21 protein-coding genes and 1 tRNA gene are annotated in these 23847 nt (G+C 65.8%); 10 read left to right on the top strand and 12 right to left on the bottom strand.

The annotated features are described in order from the left end of the window. Positions 1–7 precede the first annotated feature (7 nt). The gene (locus AB4Y43_RS21920) at positions 8–1813 is read right to left on the bottom strand and encodes a M48 family metalloprotease (RefSeq protein ID WP_368728766.1); all 1806 of its coding nucleotides are present in this window, start codon (positions 1811–1813) and stop codon (positions 8–10) included. A 181-nt stretch (positions 1814–1994) separates the two neighbouring features. Here AB4Y43_RS21920 and moaC point away from each other — a divergent pair, with 181 nt between their 5' ends. Continuing rightward, entirely contained in the window at positions 1995–2474 is a 480-nt protein-coding gene (gene moaC, locus AB4Y43_RS21915) for a cyclic pyranopterin monophosphate synthase MoaC (RefSeq protein ID WP_368728765.1), read from the top strand. 4 nt (positions 2475–2478) lie between these two features. Continuing rightward, positions 2479–2829 carry a nucleotide pyrophosphohydrolase gene (locus AB4Y43_RS21910; RefSeq protein ID WP_368728764.1) on the top strand — a complete coding sequence of 117 codons (351 nt, stop codon included), beginning with the start codon at positions 2479–2481 and terminating at the stop codon, positions 2827–2829. Between the two features lie 55 nt (positions 2830–2884). Here the strand turns inward: AB4Y43_RS21910 and AB4Y43_RS21905 are convergent, their stop codons facing one another. The 8 genes from AB4Y43_RS21905 to recA all read right to left on the bottom strand — a co-directional run bounded on the left by AB4Y43_RS21905 (position 2885) and on the right by recA (position 11520). Beyond that, on the bottom strand, positions 2885–4699 hold the full coding sequence (locus AB4Y43_RS21905) for a PglL family O-oligosaccharyltransferase (protein ID WP_368728763.1): 1815 nt from the start codon (positions 4697–4699) through the stop codon (positions 2885–2887). Between the two features lie 144 nt (positions 4700–4843). Then, positions 4844–5455, bottom strand: a complete 612-nt coding sequence (locus AB4Y43_RS21900) for a pilin (protein ID WP_342948440.1) — start codon at positions 5453–5455, stop codon at positions 4844–4846. Between the two features lie 126 nt (positions 5456–5581). Continuing rightward, positions 5582–6304, bottom strand: coding sequence for a TerC family protein (locus tag AB4Y43_RS21895; protein WP_069262861.1), 723 nt, complete (start codon positions 6302–6304; stop codon positions 5582–5584). A 187-nt stretch (positions 6305–6491) separates the two neighbouring features. Beyond that, positions 6492–7373 (bottom strand): succinate--CoA ligase subunit alpha, encoded by an 882-nt coding sequence (sucD, locus tag AB4Y43_RS21890; protein ID WP_069262862.1) that lies wholly within the window; start codon positions 7371–7373, stop codon positions 6492–6494. 97 nt (positions 7374–7470) lie between these two features. Next, complete coding sequence (gene sucC, locus AB4Y43_RS21885; RefSeq protein WP_321930262.1) at positions 7471–8637, bottom strand: ADP-forming succinate--CoA ligase subunit beta; 1167 nt, start codon at positions 8635–8637, stop codon at positions 7471–7473. A 50-nt stretch (positions 8638–8687) separates the two neighbouring features. After that, positions 8688–9383, bottom strand: coding sequence for a DUF2889 domain-containing protein (locus AB4Y43_RS21880; protein ID WP_324160523.1), 696 nt, complete (start codon positions 9381–9383; stop codon positions 8688–8690). Positions 9384–9502: 119 nt separating this feature from the next. Continuing rightward, entirely contained in the window at positions 9503–10411 is a 909-nt protein-coding gene (gene recX / locus AB4Y43_RS21875; RefSeq protein ID WP_368728762.1) for a recombination regulator RecX, read from the bottom strand. Positions 10412–10443: 32 nt separating this feature from the next. Continuing rightward, positions 10444–11520: a recombinase RecA gene (gene recA, locus AB4Y43_RS21870; protein WP_069262865.1), complete on the bottom strand. Its 1077-nt coding sequence runs from the start codon at positions 11518–11520 to the stop codon at positions 10444–10446. Between the two features lie 248 nt (positions 11521–11768). Here recA and AB4Y43_RS21865 point away from each other — a divergent pair, with 248 nt between their 5' ends. The 4 genes from AB4Y43_RS21865 (at position 11769) to AB4Y43_RS21850 (ending at position 16363) form a co-directional block, all read left to right on the top strand. Further along, a complete protein-coding gene (locus AB4Y43_RS21865; RefSeq protein WP_069262866.1) occupies positions 11769–12533 on the top strand; it encodes a response regulator transcription factor in 765 nt (254 codons plus the stop codon). Positions 12534–12545: 12 nt separating this feature from the next. Further along, complete coding sequence (locus AB4Y43_RS21860; RefSeq protein WP_368728761.1) at positions 12546–14195, top strand: sensor histidine kinase N-terminal domain-containing protein; 1650 nt, start codon at positions 12546–12548, stop codon at positions 14193–14195. A 321-nt stretch (positions 14196–14516) separates the two neighbouring features. Beyond that, positions 14517–16175: an MFS transporter gene (locus AB4Y43_RS21855; RefSeq protein ID WP_342948437.1), complete on the top strand. Its 1659-nt coding sequence runs from the start codon at positions 14517–14519 to the stop codon at positions 16173–16175. Between the two features lie 111 nt (positions 16176–16286). Then, positions 16287–16363, top strand: a tRNA-Met gene (locus AB4Y43_RS21850). 91 nt (positions 16364–16454) lie between these two features. Here the strand turns inward: AB4Y43_RS21850 and AB4Y43_RS21845 are convergent. After that, positions 16455–17471 carry a diguanylate cyclase gene (locus AB4Y43_RS21845; protein WP_368728760.1) on the bottom strand — a complete coding sequence of 339 codons (1017 nt, stop codon included), beginning with the start codon at positions 17469–17471 and terminating at the stop codon, positions 16455–16457. Between the two features lie 174 nt (positions 17472–17645). Next, positions 17646–18401 carry an FCD domain-containing protein gene (locus tag AB4Y43_RS21840; RefSeq protein WP_342948436.1) on the bottom strand — a complete coding sequence of 252 codons (756 nt, stop codon included), beginning with the start codon at positions 18399–18401 and terminating at the stop codon, positions 17646–17648. Positions 18402–18474: 73 nt separating this feature from the next. Here AB4Y43_RS21840 and dgoD point away from each other — a divergent pair, with 73 nt between their 5' ends. Both dgoD and AB4Y43_RS21830 read left to right on the top strand, forming a co-directional pair. Continuing rightward, on the top strand, positions 18475–19623 hold the full coding sequence (gene dgoD, locus AB4Y43_RS21835; protein WP_368728759.1) for a galactonate dehydratase: 1149 nt from the start codon (positions 18475–18477) through the stop codon (positions 19621–19623). Positions 19624–19906: 283 nt separating this feature from the next. Continuing rightward, complete coding sequence (locus tag AB4Y43_RS21830) at positions 19907–20206, top strand: hypothetical protein (protein ID WP_368615904.1); 300 nt, start codon at positions 19907–19909, stop codon at positions 20204–20206. Between the two features lie 17 nt (positions 20207–20223). On the opposite strand, the gene AB4Y43_RS21825 is transcribed toward AB4Y43_RS21830, so the two are convergent. Next, positions 20224–21150 (bottom strand): CopD family protein, encoded by a 927-nt coding sequence (locus AB4Y43_RS21825; RefSeq protein ID WP_368615903.1) that lies wholly within the window; start codon positions 21148–21150, stop codon positions 20224–20226. A 610-nt stretch (positions 21151–21760) separates the two neighbouring features. On the opposite strand from AB4Y43_RS21825, the gene AB4Y43_RS21820 reads away from it, so the two are divergent. Then, on the top strand, positions 21761–22528 hold the full coding sequence (locus AB4Y43_RS21820) for a c-type cytochrome (protein ID WP_069262871.1): 768 nt from the start codon (positions 21761–21763) through the stop codon (positions 22526–22528). A gap of 22 nt (positions 22529–22550) precedes the next feature. After that, positions 22551–23846, top strand: a complete 1296-nt coding sequence (locus AB4Y43_RS21815) for a c-type cytochrome (RefSeq protein WP_368728758.1) — start codon at positions 22551–22553, stop codon at positions 23844–23846. Position 23847: the final 1 nt, after the last annotated feature.

The following is a 23847-nucleotide window of genomic DNA, read 5'->3' as shown; positions in this document are numbered from 1 at the left end:
CCCCGACTTAGCCGCGGCCCTCGTCCTTCTCGTCCTGGCGCTCCTGCTGGTAGCGCGCCTCGAAGTCGTGCAGGCGCGCTTCGATCGTCGACAGATCGTAGTAGCCCACCGATTTCATGTCGCGCGCCTCCTTGAGCTGACGGATAGCCGAGGGCCACGCGCCGTCGAGCGCCAGCTTCTCCGCCATCGCCCGATGCTGAGTGAGCGCGTCGCCGAGTCCGGCGCTCGCCTGCGCCAGATAGAGCCACCAGGCGTCCTGCTGCGGTTCGGCCTCGGTTTCGCTGCGCGCGAGCGTCTGCGCCTCCTTGAAGCGCCGCGCCGCGATCAGCGCCTGCAGCAGCGCATCGGTAGCCGCGTGGGAGCCTGGCCACGCCTTGTGCGCGGCCTCGGCCAGCCGCACGGCGTCGTCGGTGCGGCCTGAGCGGCGCGCGATATCCACGGCGAGCACGTCGAGACTCGGCGAGCTGCGCGTCTTGCTGCCATCCGCGGCCTCGAACTTCGCGAACGCCGCGCGCGCGTTCGCGAGCGACGCCGTGGCGTCGTCGTAGCGCTCCAGCAGCAACTGCGCGTAGGCAATGCCATACCAGTTCGCGGCGACGTTGAGCGCCGTGCGGTCCTCGAGCTCCGAGCGCAGACGCGAAACCTCGTCGATGTACTCGTTGCGCGTGCGGTCCTGAAGCACACGCACGCGTGCGCGCACGAAACCGTACTCGGGCGCCTGGCGCGGCTGACGGTAAGCGGCGCGGCGCGCGCGGTCCTGCATGTCGGCGATGCGCTCGCCGGTGAGCGGGTGCGTGCGCGCGTAGGCCGGCACGCCCGTGTCTTCCATCGAATCGCGCTCGAGCCGCTCGAAAAACGCCACCATGCCCCACGGGTCGTAGCCCGCCCCCGTAAGCAGCTGGAAGCCCACGCGATCGGCCTCGTGCTCCGCGGCGCGCGAGAAACGCAACTGGCTGTCCACGGCATACGCCTGGCTGCCGAGCGCAATCCCGGCGCCGAGATCGCCGCTATGCGCGAGCACGCCCGCGAGAATGCCGAACAGCACGCCGGCCAGCGCGGCCAGGCCCGTGCGCTCGCTCTGCGAAAGCATGCGTGCGATGTGCCGCTGCAAGACGTGGCCCATTTCGTGACCGAGCACGGAGGCGAGTTCGGACTCCGTTTGGGTGACGACGATGAGCCCCGAGTTCACGCCGATGAAGCCGCCCGGCAGCGAGAAGGCGTTGATCTGGCCGTCGCGGATCGCGAACAGATCGAAGTCGGGCCGATAGGCGCCGATGAACTGCGCGCTGGCGGCCGCCGCGAGGCGCGCGGCCACCGAATTGAGGTAGTCGCGCACGAGCCAGTCGCCGATATAGTCGGGGTCGCGGCGAATCTCGCGCATCACGCGCTCGCCGATACGGCGCTCGGCCTGCGGCGTGAGCGCGCCGCCGGAGCCGTCGCCGAGGTCGGGCAGTTGCGGCACCCAGGCGGGGGCGCGCACGCTGGTATTGCCGCTCGACGACGAGGAAGCTGCGCCTGCCTGGCCCTGGGCCGAAAAGCGGCTCTGCACGCCGCCGTAAGTGCCGAACACGCCCTGCGCGATCGAGGCGGGGACGACGGGGTCAGCCGAGTCGTCGAACGGGCCGCTGACGAGTGCGGGCGCCGCATTGGCCGCGTTCGGTGCCGGGCTGGAGGGGGCCGGTGCCGGCTGCGCGGCCATCGGCGGGGCCGCGCCGGGCTTGAGGACGGCGGCATTCGACGCCTGCGCGTACGCTTGCGGCGAAACCGTAAGCGACGCGCACAACCATGCAGCAAGCAGCCGTTTCAGACGCATTGATGACAGGATCGGGGAATGCGGAACACCGGCGCGGCGGCGCACCCGGTGCGGACCGCCCGCGCGCTTGCGCCAACCCATCGATTGTAGCCCGCCTTACAACTCTTGCGGCACGGCAAGACGCGTAGAAAGCGCGGCGTGCCGCACTGTTAAGATAGGTACCCCTCAAGGAAGAACCACCATGCCTGAACTCACGCATTTCGACGCAGCCGGCGACGCCCATATGGTCGATGTCGGCGGCAAGGCAGAGACGAAGCGCATCGCGCTCGCGAGCGGCACGATCCGCATGTTGCCGGAAACCTTCGCGCTGATCCGCGACGGCCACGCGAAAAAAGGTGACGTGATCGGCGTTGCGCGTATCGCCGCGATCCAGGGGGCGAAGCGCACCTCGGATCTGATTCCGCTGTGCCACCCGCTCGCCATCACGCGAGTGAAAGTGGATTTCGTGCTCGACGAAACGATGCCCGGGGTTCACTGCACGGCGCAGGTGGAAACGCTCGGCCGCACGGGCGTGGAGATGGAAGCGCTGACCGCCGTGCAGGTCGGACTGCTGACCGTCTACGACATGTGCAAGGCAGTGGATCGCGGCATGACGATCACCGATGTGCGCGTGCTGGAAAAGCACGGCGGGAAGTCGGGAGAATGGGTGGCGGAGCGCTGACGCCATGACGCTCGACGAACTGCTCGCGCAGGTTCTGGCCTTTCGCGACGAGCGCGACTGGAGGCAGTTTCACACCTTGCGCAACCTGATCGTCTCAACCAGCATCGAGGCAGGCGAGCTGCTGGAAACGGTCCAGTGGAAGACCGACGCGCAGATCGACGCGCAGATCGCCGATCCCGCGCAGCTCACGCATCTCAAGCACGAATGCGCGGATGTGTTCATCTACCTGTTGCTGGTCGCCCATACCGCCGGGATCGATCTGGTCGAAGCGGCGGCGGAAAAGCTCAAGCTGAACGCGCAGCGCTATCCCGTGGAGAAGGCAAAAGGCAGCGCCGCAAAATATTCCGAGCTTTGATTGCCGGAGCGGCGGCGAGCTGACTCACCGCCCCTTCACGCGCGCGCTGTGAGACTCAATCGTCCGAATCGTCCTCGTCGTCCTGTTCGACCGATTTCGCCGGCGTCCCGTACTTCTTGACGAGTTGCGCCTTGAAGTCCGCGAGCGTGGGCTGCTCGTCGAGCAGGCCGTAGAGCGAAGCGAGTTGCGTCTGCCAGTCGTGCAGTTCCGTGGCGAAAATGCGCAGACGCTCCACCGTATCGAAAGCGCCCGCCGTATCGCCATCCAGCGCCTGCAAGACCGCGTAGCGCCGCAGCACCGTTTCGCCGGGCAGCAGCGCGATGGCGCGCTGGTGCGCGTAAAGCTTGCTCGGCAGGCTCGCGGCGTTCATCGGCAACAGCGTGGCCATACCGTAGTCGCCCCAAGCGCCGAACAGGCGCGAAGGATCGTCGCCGTAGTCGCGCGCCGGGTGCTGACCGTAATACAGCACCTCGGCGCGGTTGTAGTCGCGCAGCACCGGGTACAGCGCCGCGACGCCGCCGAACACGACCACCGCATACACGCCGAGCGAGACGCGCGGCGGCACGACACGCAGCGGCTTCGTCTCCAGCAGGCCGAACACGAACATCGCCGGCAGCAGGAAGAACATGTACTGCTGCGGATATTCGACGAGCGCATGCATGACGAGCACGCCGATCAGCATGAAGCCGAACACGCGCTCGGCGGTATGCGGCGCGCGCAGCCCGCGCACGAACCACGCGACGAGCCCGATCACGACGATGGCAAGACCGACGAGGCCGGTCTTCGCGAGCAGGTCGAGGAAGATGTCGTGCGCGTTGTTGGCGATCTCGACGCCGCCAAGCGAGCGCGCCAGCTCGAACTGGTGCACCGGGAAATCGCCCCAGCCGACGCCTAGCACCGGATGCGACTTGAACATCGTCCAGCCGTAGCGCCACAGTGCGAGGCGCGGCGCGATCTGGCTGGCGTCCTTCATGCGCTCGGCGGCGGACTGCGCAAGGTCCAGGCCGTAGTGGACGTTGGCCCAGCGCACGAATGCATTCATGCCGAAGAAGATCAGCACGAGCACGAACGGGACGGCCCAGGCGCGCACGCCGCCGGCCTTGCGGCCCGCACCCGCACCGCGTCCCTCGTCGCCTTCGCTGCGGCATCCCGTGAGCGCGATCCACAGACCCGCGACGAAAATCACGCCCATCTGCAGCCACGGCCCGCGCGACACGGTGAGCGCGAGACCGCCCGAATAGATCACGGTCAGCACGCCCCACAGCAGGATGTTCAAACGCCGCGTGAGGACGAGGTACATCGCACCCGCCATCGCAAAGGCGATATAGGTGGCGAGGTGATTGGCCTGCGCCATGTTGCCGAACGGCCGGCGATCGACCGTGATGTTGTACGCCACCACGAGCGGCGTGACCTTCGTCTCCAGGTGAAAGAGCTGGATCACCTGGGTGAATACGGCGAAGAGGCCGCCGAACTGCAGCGCGAAAGCCGCCCACACGAGCGCCGATTGCATGAGGCGCGCGCGCGTGATGGTGTAGCCCGCGTGCGTCGCGAGGAACGCGGCGAGCAGATAACCGGCGCCGAGCCAGTTCATCGAAGGCTCGGCAAGCGGCAGTGCGAACGTCTGCACGATCAGCAACAGACCGAAGAAGAGCGGCACGAGCGCGACCGTGGGCGATGCGAAGCCCTCGCCTGCGCGCGCCGGGCGAATGAGCAGCAACGTCGCGGCGCCCATCAGCACATAAAGTGTCAGTGCAACGAATTCCGCGTAGAAAGTCGGAATCGGATAGGTGTGGTTGACGACCGCATAGGGCAGCGTCAACGCGAGGGCCAGCAAGACGAACGTAAGGTAACGCGCAAAATTGGAAGGCATGGTTGGGCGGGGGCGTTCAGCAACGGGGCACTATACAAAACTTTTCCCCCGCTGTGCGGGTGCGGCCGGTCGGGTCGCATCCGCGTGCGCTGCGCGAGTGGGCTTGAAAGCGCTCACGGTTGCCCCCGCACCGATGCGCAAACCTTATGCGCGGCACTCCGGCGGTGCGAGGTTGCCCGCCAGCGTTGCGGCGTCCGTGGGCGATGGGCCCGTGCCCGGCGCGCCAAGAGACGAAGCCGTCTTGCCCGCTGCGAAGCACTCCCACGTGAGCGTGCCGCCCTGCACACTGCCCTGGGCGAGCACGACGCGCGCGGTGGGCGCATCGGCGTTGTCGGGCACCGAGGGTACGAGCACGATGGTGTTGCTGCCCTCGGGCGCCACGCGCGAAGTGAAAGCGACCGTGATCTGACCGGTCGTGTCATCGATATGCAGCGACTGCACGTTGCGCGTGGCGGGCGGCACCGTGTAGCCCGCGCCGAACGCGTTGCCGCTCGCGGCGTTCTCCGCCACGGCGAGGCGCGCGGAAGCCGCGAGCGAAAGGCCCTCGCCCACGCGGCTGCGGGCGAGGTAATCCTGGTACGCGGGAATGGCGTAGGCCGCGATCACACCGACGATCGCGAGCACGATCATCAGTTCGATCAGCGTGAAGCCGCGCGCGGTCCAGCGCCCGGCAATGCTCGCGAGGCGCGAGAGTCTGGCAAAACACGCGCAGCCGTTGGGCGGCTGCGGGTTCATGGGAAGTGCGGATACGATCATCGTCAGGGCTCCTGAAACAAGAAACGCCTGCTCACAGTCGTGAACAGGCGTCTTGATCGTATCGGCGGCCCGTGCTGCGCAGCAGTCGGCCAGATGGCCCAGGCACTATGGCACAGCCATGCGCGCTCAGTGCGACTGCGGCCCCTGCGTCGCGCTGCGCTGCGCGTTGCGGCGCCGAAGCCAGGTCCCGAGCGCGACGACGAACACGGCCCCCGCCACGCACATGCCGTATTCGGCCGCGGGCGTATCGAGCAGCGGCCAGCGGTCGCCGGCGGGATCGTTGACGATGAGCCCGCCCGCAATCCAGCCGAGCAGCGCGGCGCCGAGCGTCACGATCACCGGGTAGCGGTCGAGCAATTTCAGTACGAGTTGGCTGCCCCACACGATGAGCGGAATGCTCACCATCAGCCCGAAGATCACGAGTGCGATGCGATGGCGTGGATCGGCCGCTTCGGCAGCGCCGGCAATCGCGACCACGTTGTCGAGGCTCATCACCGCGTCGGCAACGACGATCGTCTTGATCGCGCCCATCAGCTTCTCGGCAGGCTTCACGTTGGCGTGCTCGAGTTGACTGGGCGCGAGCAGCCGAACGCCGATCCACAGCAGCAGCAGGCCGCCTGTGAACTTGAGGAACGGCACGTTGAGCAGCACCACGGCGAAGGCGATCAGCACCACGCGCAGCGCGATCGCGCCCGCGGTGCCCCACAGAATGCCGCGCATGCGCTGCTGCGAAGGCAGGTCGCGGCAGGCGAGCGCGATCACCACGGCGTTGTCGCCGCCGAGCAGGATGTCGATGACGATGATCTGGATGACAGCGCCCCAGTGGAGCGTCGCGAAAAACTCGAGCATGGAGACGAAGACTCAGCCGTGACTCAGGATAGGCGGCTCATACGGCGAGCCAAATAAAAAAGCGAGGAGGCCATGACTGGCTCCCTCGCTCTTTGTTCGGAAACCTCGTGAAAGGATTCCGCAAGCATATCAAAAAACGCCGGCCGCCCGCGCATACATGATGCACGAGTGGCGGCGCATTTCGAATTTACAGCATCGCCTTCAGCAGACGACCCATTTCCGACGGGTTGCGCGTCACCTTGATGCCGCACGCGTCCATGATTTCCAGCTTCGCGTCGGCCGTATCCGCACCGCCCGAGATCAGCGCGCCGGCGTGGCCCATGCGCTTGCCCGGAGGCGCCGTGACGCCCGCGATGAAGCCAACCACCGGCTTCTTCATGTTGTCCTTGATCCACTCGGCGGCGTTCGCTTCGTCCGGACCGCCGATTTCGCCGATCATGATCACGGCGTCCGTATCCGGATCGTCGTTGAACATCTTCATGACGTCGATGTGCTTCAGACCGTTGATCGGGTCGCCGCCGATGCCGACTGCCGACGACTGGCCGAGGCCGATCGCGGTCAGCTGGGCAACCGCTTCATACGTCAGCGTGCCCGAACGCGACACGACGCCGATGCGGCCCTTGCGGTGAATGTGACCCGGCATGATGCCGATCTTCAGCTCGTCCGGCGTGATCGTGCCGGGGCAGTTCGGGCCGAGGAGCAGCGTCTTGCGGCCTTCGCGGCGCATACGGTCCTTGACTTCGATCATGTCGCGGACGGGAATGCCTTCCGTGATGCAGATCGCGAGATCGAGATCGGCCTCGACGGCTTCCCAGATCGCAGCAGCAGCGCCTGCCGGCGGCACGTAGATGACCGAAACGGTCGCGCCGGTGGCGTCCTTCGCTTCACGCACGTTCGCGTAGATAGGAATGCCTTCGAAATCTTCGCCGGCCTTCTTCGGGTTCACGCCAGCGACGAACGCTTCGCGGCCGTTTGCGTACTCACGGCACGCGCGGGTATGGAACTGACCGGTCTTGCCGGTGATGCCCTGCGTGATGACCTTGGTGTCTTTGTTGATCAGAATCGACATGTATTGACCTCTTTTCGTTTGGCGCCGCGCGTCGCGTCATCCGCGCCTTGCGTTGCGGATTTCGCGCCGGCACGCCGCCATTCGTGTCCGGTGAAAATTACTTGCCTTCGGCAGCCGCGACGACCTTCTGCGCGGCTTCTTCCATGCTGTCTGCCGAAATGATCGGCAGGCCCGATTCGGCCAGCATCTTCTTGCCGAGGTCCTCGTTCGTGCCCTTCATGCGCACGACGAGCGGCACGTTCAGGTTCACGGCCTTCGAACCAGCGATCACGCCTTCTGCGATCACGTCGCAGCGCATGATGCCGCCGAAGATGTTCACGAGGATCGCCTTCAGGCCCGGGTTCTTGAGCATGAGCTTGAACGCTTCCGTGACCTTCTCGGTCGTGGCGCCACCGCCCACGTCGAGGAAGTTCGCCGGCTCGCCGCCGAACAGCTTGATGGTGTCCATCGTCGCCATGGCGAGGCCTGCGCCGTTCACCAGACAGCCGATGTTGCCGTCGAGCGAGATGTACGCGAGGTCGAACTTCGAGGCTTCGATTTCAGCCGGATCTTCTTCGTCCAGGTCGCGGTAAGCGACGATTTCCGGATGACGGGACAGTGCGTTGGAGTCGAAGTTGAACTTCGCGTCGAGCGCGATGACCTTGCCGTCGCCGGAGACGTTCAGCGGGTTGATTTCAGCCAGCGATGCGTCGGTTTCCCAGAATGCCTTGTACAGGCCTTGCAGGATGGCGCGGGCTTGCGGAATCGAAGCAGCCGGCACGCCGATCTTCGCGGCGAGGTCGTCGGCCTGAGCGTCGAGCAGACCCGTCGACGGCTCGACGATGACCTTGTGGATCAGTTCCGGGTGCTTTTCGGCGACTTCTTCGATGTCCATGCCGCCTTCGCTCGAACCCATCAGAACGATCTTTTGCGACACGCGATCGACGACGAGGCTGACATACAGTTCCTGCTTGATGTCGGCGCCTTCTTCGATCAGCAGACGGTTGACCTTCTGGCCTTCCGGACCGGTCTGGTGCGTGACGAGCTGCATGCCGAGGATCTGGTTCGCGTATTCGCGGACCTGCTCGATCGTCTTGGCAACCTTCACGCCACCGCCCTTGCCGCGGCCGCCAGCGTGGATCTGCGCCTTGACGACCCAAACCGGACCGCCCAGCTCTTGAGCGGCCTTGACCGCGTCATCCACCGAAAACACCGGGATGCCGCGCGGGACCGCGACTCCGAATTTCCGCAGGATTTCCTTACCCTGGTACTCGTGAATCTTCATGCGTGATTCCTTCAGTCTGAGAGTTGGAGTGAACTTCGATTCCGCTGTCGTTATTCATGCGAGACGGCGTCGGCCCTGCCCTCTTGGCCCGGGCTCCGGCTGTCGCGCACGCTGGGGGTTTCCGCGCCGCGTGCGATCGAACGCGGCACATGGCCATACCAGCGCGGATAAAACTGCTTCACCGCCTCCCCGTCGAACCGCAGCGCGTGGCAGCGGCCCAGCTGGAAGGGCGGCTTTTCACCGGCGGCCTCGTTGCCTCCGGCGGTCTTGCCGAGTTCCGGTCCGGGCGCTTCACCCGGCGAGCCATTCGATGTGTCCCACACTGCCCCGACGAACGCCTGGATCGCAGCGGTCGGCAAAACGCCCAACATTTCTGTGAGGTGTGTGCAGCCGACCGTGCCGGCGAGGAGCCGGCCCGCTTCACGGCGGAAATTGTCGAGGAGATTGAGCCCGATAAGGGCCCGATAGGCGGGATTGGCGTTCTGGCACTGACCGTCGTAAGGCACCCAGTCGGACGACGCTTCGGCGTCGACGACGTTGAGCTTGCGATCGATCGTAATACGCAGCCAGAGTTCATGGATCGGCAGACCATTGGGCCGGACACCGGCGGCGAGCGGCACGTCGCGTGGCTTGTGGTCGGTCAGGCACGCGTCGATGTCCCACAGGCCGTCTTCGCGCTCATAGGCAACCGCCCGGATGGCGCGCTGATGGCGCAACTGGCGGGGCACGGGCGGAGAAAGCGGCATGCTAAAGGTAAGACCGGATTGGAAAACCTCGTGATTTTAACATACCGAGTATTTGAGACAGCCGCGAACACACAGGCCGGGCGGGGACTTGCCTGAGCGGATTTTTCGAGACGGCCGGCTCAGTTATCGGACCAGTCTTCGTCGATTCCCTTGAGGATCTTGCCGATGATCGACATCGAGAAGCCGCGCGCCGCGAGAAAGCGCGCCTGGCGCGCGCGTTCGGCGGGCGTCTCGGGCAACTGGCCGTACTTCTTCTGCCAGACCGTGCGGGCGCGGACGAGCTCGGTCTCACGCAGTTGCGAGCTCACCTCTTCGATGAGCGCTTCGCCCACCGCGTGGCGCTTGAGTTCGCTGACGATACGCCCTGCCCCCACGCGCGACGCGCGCCGGTGCACGACGCTTTCGGCAAAGCGCGCGTCGGAGAGCCAGCCCTCGCGTTCGAGTGAATCGAGCAGCACTTCGAGTGCGTCGGCGTCCTCGGTGTACGGCATGAGCTTGCGCGAGAGTTCGGCGCGGCTGTATTCGCGGCGCGAAAGATAGCCGAGCGCGCGGCCCTTGAGGGAGCGCTCGGGGCGCTGCTTCGGCGTGGACGACTTTTCGCGCTCGCTGGCGCGTGCGGCGCGGCTGGCCGAGCTGCGCTCGTATTGGTCGGCTTGCGGCGCGCTGGATTCGCGCGCTGTTTCGAGCGGCGCGCGACGCGATCGCTTGAATGTGGGTTCGGACAGCGGTTCTGGCGGCACGTTTGCCGCCTCTTCATCCGCCCCGCTGAAGAACGCCTCGAACGGGACTTCGAAGACCGCGCCGCCATCGTCGCTGAGATCGGCGGGCGAAGAAAACGCGGCGCCAGAATGCGCAAAACCGCGATCGCCCGCCTGGGCGTCGCGGCTCAAATGGCCAGAACGGCTCGTGCGCGAGTCGGCAGGCTTGACGGCGGAGCGCCGCTCGGCGCCCCTGTCCGCAGGCGAACCCGCGTGCGGGTTAGCCTGCTCGCCGGAAGGCGAGGACGTGGGTGACCCGCCCTTGCGCATCAGCTTGCCTTATCTACGAGAGCCTGGTGGACTTACTCTTCGTCAGCGACTTCGACTTCGCCGGAGTCCTTGACGCCGTCCGGCATCGTGCTCACGCCAAGCGACTCGCGGATGCGGTTTTCGATCTCGCGAGCAATGTCCGCGTTCTCACGCAGGAATTCACGTGCGTTGTCCTTGCCCTGGCCAATGCGCTCGCCGTTATAGCTGTACCACGCACCCGCCTTGTCGACGATCTTGGCCTGCACGCCGAGGTCGACGATTTCGCCCTGACGCGAGATGCCCTCGCCGTAGAGAATGTCGAAAACGGCTTCGCGGAACGGCGGCGAGACCTTGTTCTTCACGACCTTCACACGCGTTTCGCTACCGATCACTTCGTCGTTCTTCTTGATCGAACCGATGCGGCGAATGTCCAGACGCACCGACGAATAGAACTTGAGCGCGTTGCCGCCCGTGGTGGTTTCCGGGTTGCCGAACATCACGCCGATCTTCATGCGGATCTGGTTGATGAAGATCACCATGCAGTTCGTCTTCTTGATCGTGCCGGTGAGCTTGCGCAGCGCCTGCGACATCAGACGCGCCTGCAGACCCGGCAGCGAGTCGCCCATTTCGCCTTCGATTTCCGCCTTCGGCACGAGCGCCGCGACCGAGTCGATCACGATCATGTCGATCGAGCCCGAGCGCACCAGCGCGTCGGTGATTTCGAGCGCCTGCTCGCCCGTGTCCGGCTGCGAGATGAGCAGTTCGGGCACGTTCACGCCGAGCTTGGCGGCGTATTGCACGTCGAGCGCGTGTTCCGCGTCGATGAACGCCGCCGTGCCGCCGAGCTTTTGCATTTCGGCGATGACCTGCAGCGTGAGCGTGGTCTTACCCGACGATTCCGGACCGTAGATCTCGACCACCCGGCCGCGCGGCAAACCACCCACGCCAAGTGCGATGTCGAGGCCGAGCGACCCGGTGGAGACTACCTGGATGTCCTCGACCGCCTCGCCGTCGCCGAGTCGCATGATCGACCCCTTGCCGAACTGCTTTTCGATCTGCGCGAGCGCGGCGGCCAGCGCCTTGCTCTTTTCAGCAGTCAGCCCAGCCGAGCCTTTCTTGCTATCTTCCATGAATCGTCCTTTGCTATGATGAACGGCGTCTCGTGACCATGCGCACGCCTCATTCGGGCTAATGCACACGAACGCAGACACTGTATAAAAAAACAGTGGTTTTGGCAAGCCTTTCTGGCTATCCAGAACCGCGAATTTCGGGAGACCGCCGCGCGTCGCCTGGCCGCGCCTTCAAGGACGCGGCGCGGCGCGGGTGTTACGAGCCTGACTACGAGGTCTAAAAGCCTCGAAGGCGACGCTGGCGCAACATGCGAATCCTCATTGCCGAAGACGACAGCATACTCGCGGATGGACTCGTGAGATCACTCCGCCAATCTGGCTATGCCGTTGATCACGTGCGTAGCGGCGTGGATGCCGATACCGCGTTGTCGATGCAGTCGTTCGACCTCCTGATCCTCGATCTGGGCCTGCCGAAAATGCCGGGCCTCGAAGTGCTGCGCCGTTTGCGCGCGCGCAATTCCAACCTGCCCGTGCTGATCCTCACCGCCGCCGACAGCGTGGACGAGCGCGTCAAAGGCCTCGACCTCGGCGCCGACGACTACATGGCCAAGCCTTTCGCGCTCAACGAGCTCGAAGCGCGCGTGCGTGCGCTCACGCGGCGGGGTGCGGGCGGCGGCCCGACCGTCGTGCGGCACGGCGCGCTGGCGTTCGACCAGGTGGGGCGCATTGCGCGCATCAACGACCAGGTGCTCGATCTTTCCGCGCGCGAACTGGGCGTGCTCGAAGTGCTGCTGCAGCGGCTCGGGCGGCTCGTCTCGAAGGAGCAGCTCGTCGACCATCTGTGCGAATGGGGCGAAGAAGTCAGCAATAACGCCATCGAAGTCTACGTGCACCGGCTGCGCAAGAAAATCGAAGCGGGCGGCGTGCGCATCGTGACCGTGCGCGGGCTCGGCTACTGCCTCGAAAAGGAGGCGAAGGAAGCGCAGGCCGGCGCAGGCCAGACGCCCGCCCGGACCGAGGCCGGCACGCCCGACGCCGCGCCGGCGATGCCCGCCAGCCACCACTTCAAGTAGGCAGGATCGACGATGGCCGGGCGTCCTCCCATCGCGCGCGCCGTGCCGCCCAAGGGCGCCGCAGGCGTTGCGGGCCCGGCCGGCGACAGCGTTTCGGGCGCGACCGCATTCGCGGCCGACGCCCTCGACGACGACGCGCGCGACGCCCGCTACGCCAATCCGTTCGCCCCGCCCGACGAAGCCGAAGCCGCCGCCGAGGCCCGCCCGCGCTCGCTCTTCGGGGAGATTCTCGACTGGATGCTCGCGCCCCTGCTGCTGCTCTGGCCGATGAGCATCGCGGTCACGTATCTCGTGGCGAAATCGATCGCCAACGCCCCGTTCGACCGCGCGCTCGAAACCGACGCCTATGTGCTCGCGCGCCAGATCCAGCCCGTCAACGGCGTGGCCGAGCTGACACTGCCCGCCTCCACGCGCGACTTCCTGCGCGCCGATAACGTCGACAGCGTGTTCTATCAGGTGCTCGGCAGCCGTGGCGAGCTGATCGGCGGCGATCGCGACATGCCGCTGCCGCACGATGACGACCGCCCGCCGCCGGGCCTCGTCGAATTCCGCGACGACACGCTGCATGGCATCGACATCCGCGTCGCCTATACGACCGTGGAGCCGACGCATCCGAGCGTCGGCGATCGGCAAGGTCAACCCGTGCTCGTGCAGGTCGCGGAAACGCTCGACAAGCGCCGCCAGCTCGCCAACGACATCATCAAGGGCGTGATCCTGCCGCAGTTCGTGATCTTGCCGCTCGCGATCCTGCTCGTGTGGTTCGGGCTCTCGCGGGGCCTCGCTCCCCTGCACGCGCTGCAGTCGAACATCCGCATGCGTCGCCCCGACGATCTTTCGCCGCTCGAAGCGCGCCGCGCGCCGCCCGAAATCGAGCCGCTCGTCACCTCGTTCAACGACCTGCTCACGCGCCTCGAACAGAACATGGAACTGCAAAAGCGCTTCATCGCCGACGCCGCGCATCAGATGAAAACGCCGCTCGCGGGCTTGCGCACCCAGGCCGAGCTCGCGCTGCGCCAGGACGCGCCCGCCGAAGTGCACCGCTCGCTCGAGCAGATCGCGACGAGCTCCGAGCACGCCGCACGGCTCGTCACCCAGCTGCTCGCACTCGCGCGCGCGGAGAACCGCATGTCCGGACAGGTCTTCACCTCGGTGGACGTGGCCGACGTGGCGCGCCACGCCGTGCGCGACTGGGTGCAGCCGGCGCTCGCCAAGCAGATGGACCTCGGCTACGAAGGCCCAGAAACGGCCGGCGGCAGTGAGGAAGACGATGGCGAAGCGGGGGCGCGCATCGAAGTGGACGGCAACCCGGTGATGCTGCGCGAGATGCTCTCGAACCTCATCGACAACGCGATCCGCTACACGCCCGCGGGCGGGCGCATCACCGTGCGCGTGCGGCCCGAGCCCTCGGCGGGCATGGTCCATCTCGAGGTGGAAGATACGGGCATAGGCATTCCGAGCGCCGAGCGCGAACGCGTGCTCGAGCGCTTCTACCGCATTCTCGGGCGCGACGGCGAAGGCAGCGGGCTCGGGCTCGCGATCGTGCGCGAGATCGCCACGATGCACGGCGGCATGCTCGCTATCGAGGATCACGTCTATCAGGACACGCCGCGCCTCGCCGGCACGCTCGTGCGCGTGACGCTGCGCTTGCGTACGCAGGCCTGAGCGGCATTGCCGGCGCTTTGGCGGCGAAACCACCGCGAAACTGACGGACTGCGTCAGAAAACCGGGATGGGACTTACCCTTACCCGATACGCTTCGGGCGAGTCAAAATCTGCACGTTAGAAGATACTTGCCGATCGATGCCTGATTTTGCTCGCGAATTCAGCGAAGTTATCCGATTCCAGCCCACGCCGACGCTACACTCAGAAACCCACACCCGCGTCAGAAGCCCGTAAGTTTCCATTCCAATAATGCTCCGCAGGACCGCGGGTCTACGAGTCGCCTGCCCGACGGACCACACGCATATCAATACTGGAGACATCTATGGCAACCGTTGGCGGACAAGTCTCGCACGCGCCGATGACCAGCGACGAAAAACGCGTGATCTTCGCGTCGTCGCTCGGCACCGTGTTCGAGTGGTATGACTTCTACCTGGCCGGATCGCTCGCGGCCTTCATCAGCAAGAGCTTCTTTTCCGGCGTCAATCCCACTGCCGGCTTCATCTTCACGCTGCTCGGCTTCGCTGCGGGCTTTGCCGTGCGTCCGTTCGGCGCGATCGTGTTCGGGCGCCTCGGCGACCTCGTGGGCCGCAAGCACACGTTCCTCGTCACGATCGTCATCATGGGTATCTCGACCTTCGTGGTCGGCTTCCTGCCCGGCTATGCGTCGATCGGCATTGCGTCGCCGGTGATCTTCATCGGCATGCGTCTGCTGCAGGGCCTCGCGCTCGGCGGCGAGTACGGCGGCGCCGCGACCTACGTCGCGGAACACGCGCCGGCCGGACGACGTGGCTTCTACACCTCGTGGATCCAGACGACCGCCACGCTTGGCCTGTTTCTCTCGCTGCTCGTGATCCTCGGCGTGCGCACCTTCACCGGCGAAGAGCAGTTCGCCGCATGGGCATGGCGCATTCCGTTCGTCGCCTCGATCCTGCTGCTCGCGGTTTCGGTGTGGATCCGCCTGCAACTCGACGAATCGCCGGCATTCAAGCGCATCAAGGCCGAGGGCAAGGTCTCGAAGGCCCCGCTCACGGAAGCGTTCGGCCAGTGGAAGAATCTCAAGGTCGTGCTGCTCGCGCTCTTCGGCGTCACGGCCGGCCAGGCCGTGGTCTGGTACACGGGCCAGTTCTACGCGCTCTTCTTCCTGACGCAGACGCTCAAGGTGGACGGCGCCAGCGCCAACATCCTGATCGCGGTGGCGCTCTTGATCGGCACGCCGTTCTTCCTGTTCTTCGGCGCGCTCTCCGACAAGATCGGCCGCAAGCCGATCATCATGGCTGGCTGCCTGATCGCGGCGCTCACCTACTTCCCGATCTTCAAGGCGATCACGCACTACGCGAACCCCGCGCTCGAAGCCGCGACCGCACGCGCACCCATCGTCGTGATCGCGGATCCGGCCGAATGCTCGTTCCAGTTCAACCCGGTCGGCACCTCGAAATTCACGAGCTCGTGCGACATCGCCAAGAGCGCACTTTCAAAGGCCGGCCTGAACTACGAGAACGTGGCCGCCCCGGCAGGCACGCTCGCGCAAATCAAGGTGGGCGACACGACCATCGACACGTTTGACGGCCGGGCGCCCGGCGCCAAGGAAGCCGGCGCGCTGTTCGAGAAGACGCTCGCGGCTACGCTGAAAGCGGCGGGCTATCCGCTCAAGGCCGATCCCGCGCAGCTCAACTGGCCGATGACGGTGGTGATGCTCACGATCCTCGTGATCTTCGTGACCATGGTGTACGGGCCGATCGCGGCGATGCTGGTGGAGATGTTCCCGACGCGCATCCGCTACACCTCGATGTCGCTGCCGTATCACATCGGCAACGGCTGGTTCGGCGGCTTCCTGCCGGCGACCGCCTTCGCGATCGTGGCGGCGCGCGGCGATATCTACTCGGGCCTCTGGTATCCGATCATCATCGCGCTGGGCACCTTCGTGATCGGCATGCTGTTCGTGAAGGAAACCAAGGACTCGGATATTTACGCGCAGGATTGAGGCTGTGAGCGCTGCCGGGTGGGGCTTCTCGCCCGGCGGCCGCCTTCCCTGCAAAAAAGATGACGAAGGGGGTTGACAGCCTCCGGCTGTACCGCGATAATTCTTTTCTTCGGCGAATTAGCTCAGCCGGTTAGAGCGACGGAATCATAATCCGCAGGTCCGGGGTTCGAATCCCTGATTCGCCACCAGTTGCAAAAGAAAGCCGCTGTCCCACAAGGACAGCGGCTTTTTTCATTGCCGCGTGCGTGGCGAACCGGAGTCCGCCGGACCGCACGGCATTCACCTGATCTGCTTGCGCTCCCGCTTCGTTTCGTACATCGAACGATCCGCGTATTCGATCAGCGCCGTCATCTCGGTGCCGTCGTCGGGCAGGATGGCAACGCCTACGCTCACGCCGAGATCGATGCGATGTCCTTCGAACTCGAACGGCTCGCCCACAGTGTCCACGAGCCGGCGGCTATACGCCTCGGCGTCCCCGCGCCCCACGATGCCGGGCAGGATCACGGCGAACTCGTCGCCGCCCACGCGCGCGGCCGTGTCCACGCGGCGGCTGTGGCGCGCAATGCGCGTCGCGGTCTCGCGAATCGCCGCGTCGCCGGCGCGATGCCCGTAGCGGTCGTTGATCGGCTTGAGGCCGTCCATGTCGAGATTGAGCACGCCGAGTCCGCCCGACGAGCGCAGCGCGAGGTCCACCGACTGGCGCAGGCGATCGTAAAAGAGCGCGCGATTGGGCAAACCGGTGAGCGCGTCATGCGTCGCGCGCAGATAGAGCTCGCTCGTCTCGTGCCGCGCGGCGTGGAACATGGCTGCGGCGATGAGTTCGGACATCAGCGAGAGCGTGCGGATGTCCTCGTCCTTGAAGGCGTCGACTTCCGAATTCGTGACTTTCAGAACACCGACCGTCGTCTCGAGATGCTTGAGCGGCGTGACGATCATCGAGCGCAGGCCGGCGCGCCGGCACGCTTCGCGGTCCACGCGCGGGTCGGTTTCGGAGTCGTCGCAGCGCAGGATCTCGCCCTCGCGCACGCACATGCCCGACAGGCTCGTTTCACGCGCGAGGCGCAATCCGAGGAGGTTCGCGACGTTGCCCGAGGCCGCGCGGTAGACCATGTCCTCGCCCTCGGCGAGTTCGACGACCGCACCCTGGGCTCGCGTGAGCTGCTCGGTGCGCTCCGCTACGTAGGCCATCACGCCGCCGAGATCGAGCCCGAGCTTCGCGATGTCCGACTGCGCCTTGATGATTTCCAGCAGGGTTGCGTTGTCCAGTTGCGTGTCTTTCGCTTCGCTCTTCTTCATCGCTTAACCGTTAGCCTTGCCTTTGACTTGCTGACGGCACTGAAAGCCACGGCGCCGTTCGATCGAGCTAAAGCATAGCAAACGTCATTGCATGCGCCAGCGCAATCGTTTTACATCTGCAATTCGCTGCGTTTTTCGCGATTCGTTGCGAAGACACCCATTCGGCATACGCGTTCATCGCTCGATGCGCTCGCGCGTGAGGCGCAGCAACGCCGCCATTGCGCGGCTCGCCGCATAGGCGTCGCGTTGCACGATCGCCTCGTACACGAGGGTGTGGTCGGGCAGCGCGGCGTTGAACACCTCCGCGCGCTTTGCGTTCACGCGCAACTGGCCTTCGAGCGTGCGCTCGATCAGCGTGCCGAGCGGCACCAGCAATTCGTTGCGGCAAGCGCCCAGCACCGCGAGATGAAAGCGCAGGTCGGCGCGCACCCATTCGTCCACATTGCGCGCTTGTGCCATGGCCTCGTGCGCGGCGGCGATCGACGCGAGCGCATCGGAATCATGCGCGTTCGCGGCCAACCCTGCCGCAAACGGCTCGATCATCTCGCGCATTTCCTGGAGCTTGAGCGCAAAAGCAAGCGGCGGCGCCACGCGCGCGTACCAGTCGAGCACGTCGGCATCGAGCAGATTCCACGCTTCGCGCGCACGCACCCGCGTGCCCACGCGCGGACGCGACTCCACGAGCCCTTTCGAGGTGAGCGTGCGCAGCGCCTCGCGCAGCACCGTTCGGCTCACATCGAACGTTGCCATGAGTTCGGCTTCGCGCGGCAGGACCGTCGCGGGCGGGTAGTCGCCGCGCAGGATCGCGCTGCCGAGTTCGTAGGCCACCGTGCCGTGCAGATCGCGTTGAATCGCCGTTCTCCTGGATATTGGGAAGCGTTGCGAAATAATACTATTAATAGCACTTAAAGGCGAATTTTGCAGTAGCATGGGCGGATGAAGACGTTGCCGCTCGCGCGTGATGCGAGCGCCGCCCTACCGCTCAAGGTCATGGAGACACCGCATGAAAATCACCAGGCTCGAAACCTTCGTCGTCCCGCCGCGCTGGCTCTTTCTGAAGATCGAAACGGACGAGGGGATCGTCGGCTGGGGCGAGCCGATCGTCGAAGGGCGCGCGCATACGGTAGCCGCCGCCGTCGATGAACTCGCCGACTATTTGATCGGCAAGGACCCGCTCCTCATCGAAGACCACTGGCAGGTGATGCATCGCGCGGGCTTCTACCGCGGCGGCCCGATCTCGATGAGCGCCATTGCCGGCGTCGATCAGGCGCTCTGGGACATCAAGGGCAAGCATCATGGCGTGCCCGTTCACGCGCTGCTCGGCGGCCAGGTGCGCGACAAGATCAAGGTGTATTCGTGGATCGGCGGCGACCGTCCGAGCGACGTCGCCAACAACGCGCGCGCCGTAGTCGAGCGCGGCTTCAAGGCCGTGAAGATGAACGGCTCGGAAGAACTGCAGATCATCGACACCTTCGACAAGGTGCAGGGCGTCATCAACAACGTCGCGGCCGTGCGCGAGGCCGTGGGCCCGAACGTCGGCATCGGCGTGGACTTCCATGGCCGTGTGCACAAGCCGATGGCCAAGGTGCTCGCGAAGGAACTCGATCCGTTCAAGCTGATGTTCATCGAAGAGCCCGTGCTCTCGGAGAACGTCGAGGCGCTGCGCGACATCGTCAACCAGACCAGCACGCCGATCGCGCTGGGCGAGCGCCTGTATTCGCGCTGGGATTTCAAGCACATTCTCGCGGGCGGCTACGTGGACATCATCCAGCCCGACGCCTCGCACGCGGGCGGCATCACCGAGTGCCGCAAGATCGCCGCGATGGCCGAAGCCTATGACGTCGCGCTCGCGCTGCACTGCCCGCTCGGACCGATCGCGCTCGCCACCTGCCTGCAGATCGATGCCGTGAGCTACAACGCGTTCATCCAGGAGCAGAGCCTCGGCATCCACTACAACAAGGGCAACGACCTGCTCGACTACATCAGGAATCCCGAAGTCTTCAAGTACGAAGACGGCTTCGTCTCGATTCCGCAGGGCCCGGGTCTCGGCATCGACGTGAACGAGGAGAAGGTGCGCGAGATGGCGAAGACCGGTCACCGCTGGCGCAATCCGGTGTGGCGTCACGAAGATGGCAGCGTCGCCGAATGGTGATGCGCAGATGAACGCCGAACGCGCGGCGCGCAGCGTGAAGTGACGCGCTCGATGCTGCGCGTTTCGGCGACGTAACATTTCGCGTGGCTTTGCGGGCTTCGGCGCGCGCGCTCGCGAGACGCGCGCACGCCTTATGTCGTTTGCGCACACAGCCAGTTCATGGAATGCCGCGCCGCGCAAGGCGCGGCCATCATCGAAGACACGCGCCGAGCGCGAACGCCACCCACTGGCCTGCTCCTTGCAGATTCCTTTGCAACCCAACCTCGGTGTTGCAAAGGACTCCATGGACGCGTCGCTTCCCGACTATCTGATCCGCGAACAAGCCGCCGTCGGCGCACTCGTCGCCTTCGGCTTCCTGCGCGTGCTCGCTGCCGCAATCGCCTTCACGCGCGGCTGGCGCATTCGCTGGATCGAGTACGCCGCGATCGGCGCCGCGGCGCTATGGTGTGCGCCGCAGTTGATCGCGCTGATCGCTAATCCAACCTCCGTGGCTGCGCTCGCGGAGCTCGAAGGCAACGCCACGGGCTGCGCCCTCGCCCTCTTCTTCTCACCGATCCTCAGTCACCGGCTCGGCTACGAATAAGTTGCGGCGACGACGTTTCAGCCCTGCAACACGTAGGCCGGCACGCTGTGCGCGAGCGCGGCTGCGGCCACCAGCACGCCGATCATCACGATGGCTTCGAGATGGATCACGTTGACGAACCGGCGCGCCGCCGCCGTCGACGCCGCGCGCCGCAACTCGGGCATCGCCACGAGCCGGTTGAAGCCGCCCATCGCGAGCGCGAGCAGCACGAGCACAGCCTTGAGCATCAACACGCGGCCCCAGGTGCTGCCGACGATGGCGTCGATCGAGCCGCCGCTGCCGCGCAGCGCATCGAACACGCCCGTCGCGATCACGAAGCCCACCGCGAAGAACGCCACATTCGAAATCTGGCCCGCCGTGCGGATCAGCACGCCGCGTGCCGTCGATGCGCCGAGCGCCGGCAGCACGGCAAGCCCTCCCGCCATGACGATGCCGCTCCACGCGCTCGCGCTGAGCAAGTGGAGGGTATGCAGCCCGAGCGCAGCCGAGGCGAAGCCCGCATCGGCGGCGTGTCCGAGCCCCGCGCGCCCCGCGGCGATGGCGACGAGCGCGAGCCACAGCACACCGTCGCGCGCCACGCTCGAAGCCGCGAACGCGCAGCCGAGCAGCACGAGCGCACCGACGAACGCGACGGTCCACGCGTGTCCGACGTGCGTTTGCGAGAGCACCGTGCCGACCACGCCGAACGCGCTGGGCAACGGTTCGCCGCTGACCGACGCGCTCTCGTAGAGCATCCACATGATGAGCGCCGCCACGAGCACGAACGCCGCGGCGCGCAGCGAGCGTTGCGCACGCAGCCACGCGAGGCGTGCGGGCGCGACGTGCGTGCGGCCGTCCTTGTCGAGCCAGGCGCCATAGAACGCCGAGCCGAGCGCGAATGCGTAGGCGATGTTGACGATGGCCGCCATGGCGACCTGCCCGATCCAGAGCCAGTCAGCTTTCATCGGACCTCGCCCTCCCGCGTGTTGCGGGTCGCACGGACTTCGCGCGAAGGGGATCGGTCGGCTGGATGCAACGATAGGGAAAGTGCAATTGGAGTCATCGAGACAAGTGGCAAGGAAACAACATGAAAACGGCAACAGCAGCACGCGCAAGCATCACGTCGCGTGACCCGCAAGGGTGCCTGCTTCGATAGCCGCCGCGCCATTCGGTTCAATGCGGGCTCGATGCGGCTTCAACGCGCATTCCATGCGCGAGCATCGAGCCGAGGCACGAGACCGGAAGTGGCGGCGGCATGCGCCCGGCATGATGACATGCATGCACCGGGCAACGAGCGGCTCGCCGAATGGGGCGCGGGTGCGGGACAACCCCGTGTCACCGATTGGCGAACAGGTGCAGAATCATAACCGGCACCGACGCGACGATCGGCCGCAAGCACGTCGCGGTGGCGCCTCGAAGCCATCGGAGGGCGTTTGTGGTGCATGCGGCAAATGGTCACTATGAGTTCCCGATGCTAGAATCTGCTGCGTCGCCGCAGCGCGCACGGTCTGCTGCTTTCATCGCGCGCAGCCTGGAAGCCGGGCCGTTCGAAGCCTGGTCAGGTCCACGATAAAGATGGAGTTACGCGTGTCCCCAAGACGTATCTTCCGACCGCTCATTCCGCTCGTCGCGCCTCTGGCAGCAGCACTTTTGCTCGGGACGACAGGCGTTCTCAGCGCTGCACATGCCCAGACGGCGGCCTCCGCGCCGCAGGCCAAAGCCCCGGACACGATCGCCGCACGCGTGCAGGGCTGCACCGCGTGCCACGGCTCGCATGGGCAGGGCACCGACAACGACTACTTCCCGCGTCTTGCCGGCAAACCGGCCGAGTACCTGTTCAACCAGCTAATGAACTTTCGCGAGGGGCGCCGCAAGTACCCTCCGATGAATTATCTGGTCACCTATCTCTCCGACGACTACCTGCACGAGATCGCAACGTTCTTCTCGCAGCAGCGGCCGCCCTACCCGCCGCCCGCGAAACCTTCGGTCGGCAGCGACACGCTCGCACGCGGTCAGCAGATCGTCCTGCACGGCGACCCGGCCAAACAGGTGCCCGCCTGCGCGGCCTGCCACGGCGCGAAGCTCACCGGCATGGAGCCGGCCATTCCGGGTCTGGTCGGTCTGCACATGGATTACATCAGTGCGCAGATCGGCGCCTGGCGCTCGGGCTCGCGGCACGCGAAGGCGCCCGACTGCATGCATGAGATCGCCACGCGTCTCACCGACGAAGACGTGAACGCGGTCGCGGCCTGGCTCTCCACGCAGAGCGCGCCGCAGAACCCCGTGCCGGCGCCGGCTGGCTCACTCAAGACGCCGCTTGCCTGCGGCAGCGAACCGCAATAAGGCGCCGGGGGAGACAGCCAATATGAACCGCAAGTCCCTGTTCGCACTTTCCGCCGTGATCGTGGCCGCCGCCGCGGCCCTCGTACCAGTGCTCTGGTCGGGCACCCACTATCTGCACAACGCTGCGGCGCTGGCCGCGACGCCCGTCGACCAGGCCGATCTCATCAAGAAGGGTGAGTACCTCGCGCGCGCCGGCGACTGTATCGCCTGCCATACCGTGCGCGGCGGCCAGATGTTCGCGGGCGGCCTGCCGATGGCCACGCCGTTCGGCACGCTCTACACCCCGAACATCACGCCCGACGACCAGTACGGCATTGGCAAGTGGAGCGCCGACGACTTCTATCGCGCCATGCACACGGGCCGCTCGAAGGACGGCAGCCTGCTCTATCCGGCGTTCCCGTTCGCGAGCTACACCAAGGTCACGCGCGCCGACGCCGACGCGATCTTCGCCTATCTGCGCTCGGTCCCGCCGGTCAACGTGCCCAGCCGCCCGCACGAACTCAAGTTCCCGTTCAACAACCGCAACCTGCTGATCGGCTGGCGCACGCTGTTCTTCCGCGAAGGCGAATACAAGCCCGATCCGACCAAGTCGGTCGAATGGAACCGCGGCGCGTATCTCGTGGAAGGCCTCGGCCACTGCGGCATGTGCCACACGTCGATCAACGCGGTGGGCGGCCCGGTCAACTCGGCGGCCTTCGCCGGCGGCCTGATCCCGCTGCAGAACTGGTACGCGCCGTCGCTCACGGGCAGTGAAGGCGGCCTCGGCGACTGGGACATCAGGGACATCGCAAGCCTCCTGAAGACCGGCGTTTCCGAGCGCGGCGCCGTGTTCGGCCCGATGGCGGACGTGATCCACAACAGCCTGCAATACCTCTCGGACGACGACATCCACGCGATGGCCTCGTATCTGAAGACCATCCCGCAGAAGAAGGAAGCGCCCGAAACGATGCAGATGGAGACGTCGGAAGCGTTGGGCGGCGAACTCTTGCAGCAAGGTCAGAAGATCTACCATGACCAGTGTGCAAAGTGCCACGCGGAGAACGGTCTCGGCATGCCGCCGAACTTCCCGCCGCTTGCGAACAACCAGTCGATCCAGATGCATTCGGCCGTGAACCCGATCCGCATGGTGCTCAACGGCGGCTATCCGCCAAGCACGGGGGGCAATCCGCGCCCGTACGGCATGCCGCCGTTTGGGCAGTCGCTCTCGAACCAGGAGGTCGCGGCGGTGGTGACGTTCATCCGCATGTCCTGGGGCAACAAGGGCACGCCGGTGTCCCCGCAACAGGTCGCGGACCTGCGCTCGTCTCCGCTCGACTGAC

It is taken from the genome of Paraburkholderia sp. BR10872 (assembly GCF_040965835.1).
Lineage (GTDB): Bacteria > Pseudomonadota > Gammaproteobacteria > Burkholderiales > Burkholderiaceae > Paraburkholderia > Paraburkholderia nodosa_A.
The sequence above is the reverse complement of the archived record's forward strand: the minus strand, read 5'-3'. Positions and strand labels throughout refer to the sequence as shown.

Coding starts and splice junctions, on each gene's coding strand:
- AB4Y43_RS21865 (WP_069262866.1), top strand. CDS start 11,769: ATGCGAATCCTCATTGCCGAAGACGACAGCATACTCGCGGATGGACTC.
- recA (WP_069262865.1), bottom strand. CDS start 11,520: ATGGAAGATAGCAAGAAAGGCTCGGCTGGGCTGACTGCTGAAAAGAGC.
- AB4Y43_RS21830 (WP_368615904.1), top strand. CDS start 19,907: ATGGACGCGTCGCTTCCCGACTATCTGATCCGCGAACAAGCCGCCGTC.
- AB4Y43_RS21905 (WP_368728763.1), bottom strand. CDS start 4,699: ATGCCTTCCAATTTTGCGCGTTACCTTACGTTCGTCTTGCTGGCCCTC.
- AB4Y43_RS21910 (WP_368728764.1), top strand. CDS start 2,479: ATGACGCTCGACGAACTGCTCGCGCAGGTTCTGGCCTTTCGCGACGAG.
- AB4Y43_RS21845 (WP_368728760.1), bottom strand. CDS start 17,471: ATGAAGAAGAGCGAAGCGAAAGACACGCAACTGGACAACGCAACCCTG.
- AB4Y43_RS21920 (WP_368728766.1), bottom strand. CDS start 1,813: ATGCGTCTGAAACGGCTGCTTGCTGCATGGTTGTGCGCGTCGCTTACG.
- sucD (WP_069262862.1), bottom strand. CDS start 7,373: ATGTCGATTCTGATCAACAAAGACACCAAGGTCATCACGCAGGGCATC.
- AB4Y43_RS21895 (WP_069262861.1), bottom strand. CDS start 6,304: ATGCTCGAGTTTTTCGCGACGCTCCACTGGGGCGCTGTCATCCAGATC.
- dgoD (WP_368728759.1), top strand. CDS start 18,475: ATGAAAATCACCAGGCTCGAAACCTTCGTCGTCCCGCCGCGCTGGCTC.
- AB4Y43_RS21855 (WP_342948437.1), top strand. CDS start 14,517: ATGGCAACCGTTGGCGGACAAGTCTCGCACGCGCCGATGACCAGCGAC.
- AB4Y43_RS21840 (WP_342948436.1), bottom strand. CDS start 18,401: ATGCTACTGCAAAATTCGCCTTTAAGTGCTATTAATAGTATTATTTCG.
- recX (WP_368728762.1), bottom strand. CDS start 10,411: ATGCGCAAGGGCGGGTCACCCACGTCCTCGCCTTCCGGCGAGCAGGCT.
- moaC (WP_368728765.1), top strand. CDS start 1,995: ATGCCTGAACTCACGCATTTCGACGCAGCCGGCGACGCCCATATGGTC.
- AB4Y43_RS21825 (WP_368615903.1), bottom strand. CDS start 21,150: ATGAAAGCTGACTGGCTCTGGATCGGGCAGGTCGCCATGGCGGCCATC.
- AB4Y43_RS21860 (WP_368728761.1), top strand. CDS start 12,546: ATGGCCGGGCGTCCTCCCATCGCGCGCGCCGTGCCGCCCAAGGGCGCC.
- AB4Y43_RS21900 (WP_342948440.1), bottom strand. CDS start 5,455: ATGATCGTATCCGCACTTCCCATGAACCCGCAGCCGCCCAACGGCTGC.
- AB4Y43_RS21815 (WP_368728758.1), top strand. CDS start 22,551: ATGAACCGCAAGTCCCTGTTCGCACTTTCCGCCGTGATCGTGGCCGCC.
- AB4Y43_RS21880 (WP_324160523.1), bottom strand. CDS start 9,383: ATGCCGCTTTCTCCGCCCGTGCCCCGCCAGTTGCGCCATCAGCGCGCC.
- AB4Y43_RS21820 (WP_069262871.1), top strand. CDS start 21,761: ATGGAGTTACGCGTGTCCCCAAGACGTATCTTCCGACCGCTCATTCCG.
- sucC (WP_321930262.1), bottom strand. CDS start 8,637: ATGAAGATTCACGAGTACCAGGGTAAGGAAATCCTGCGGAAATTCGGA.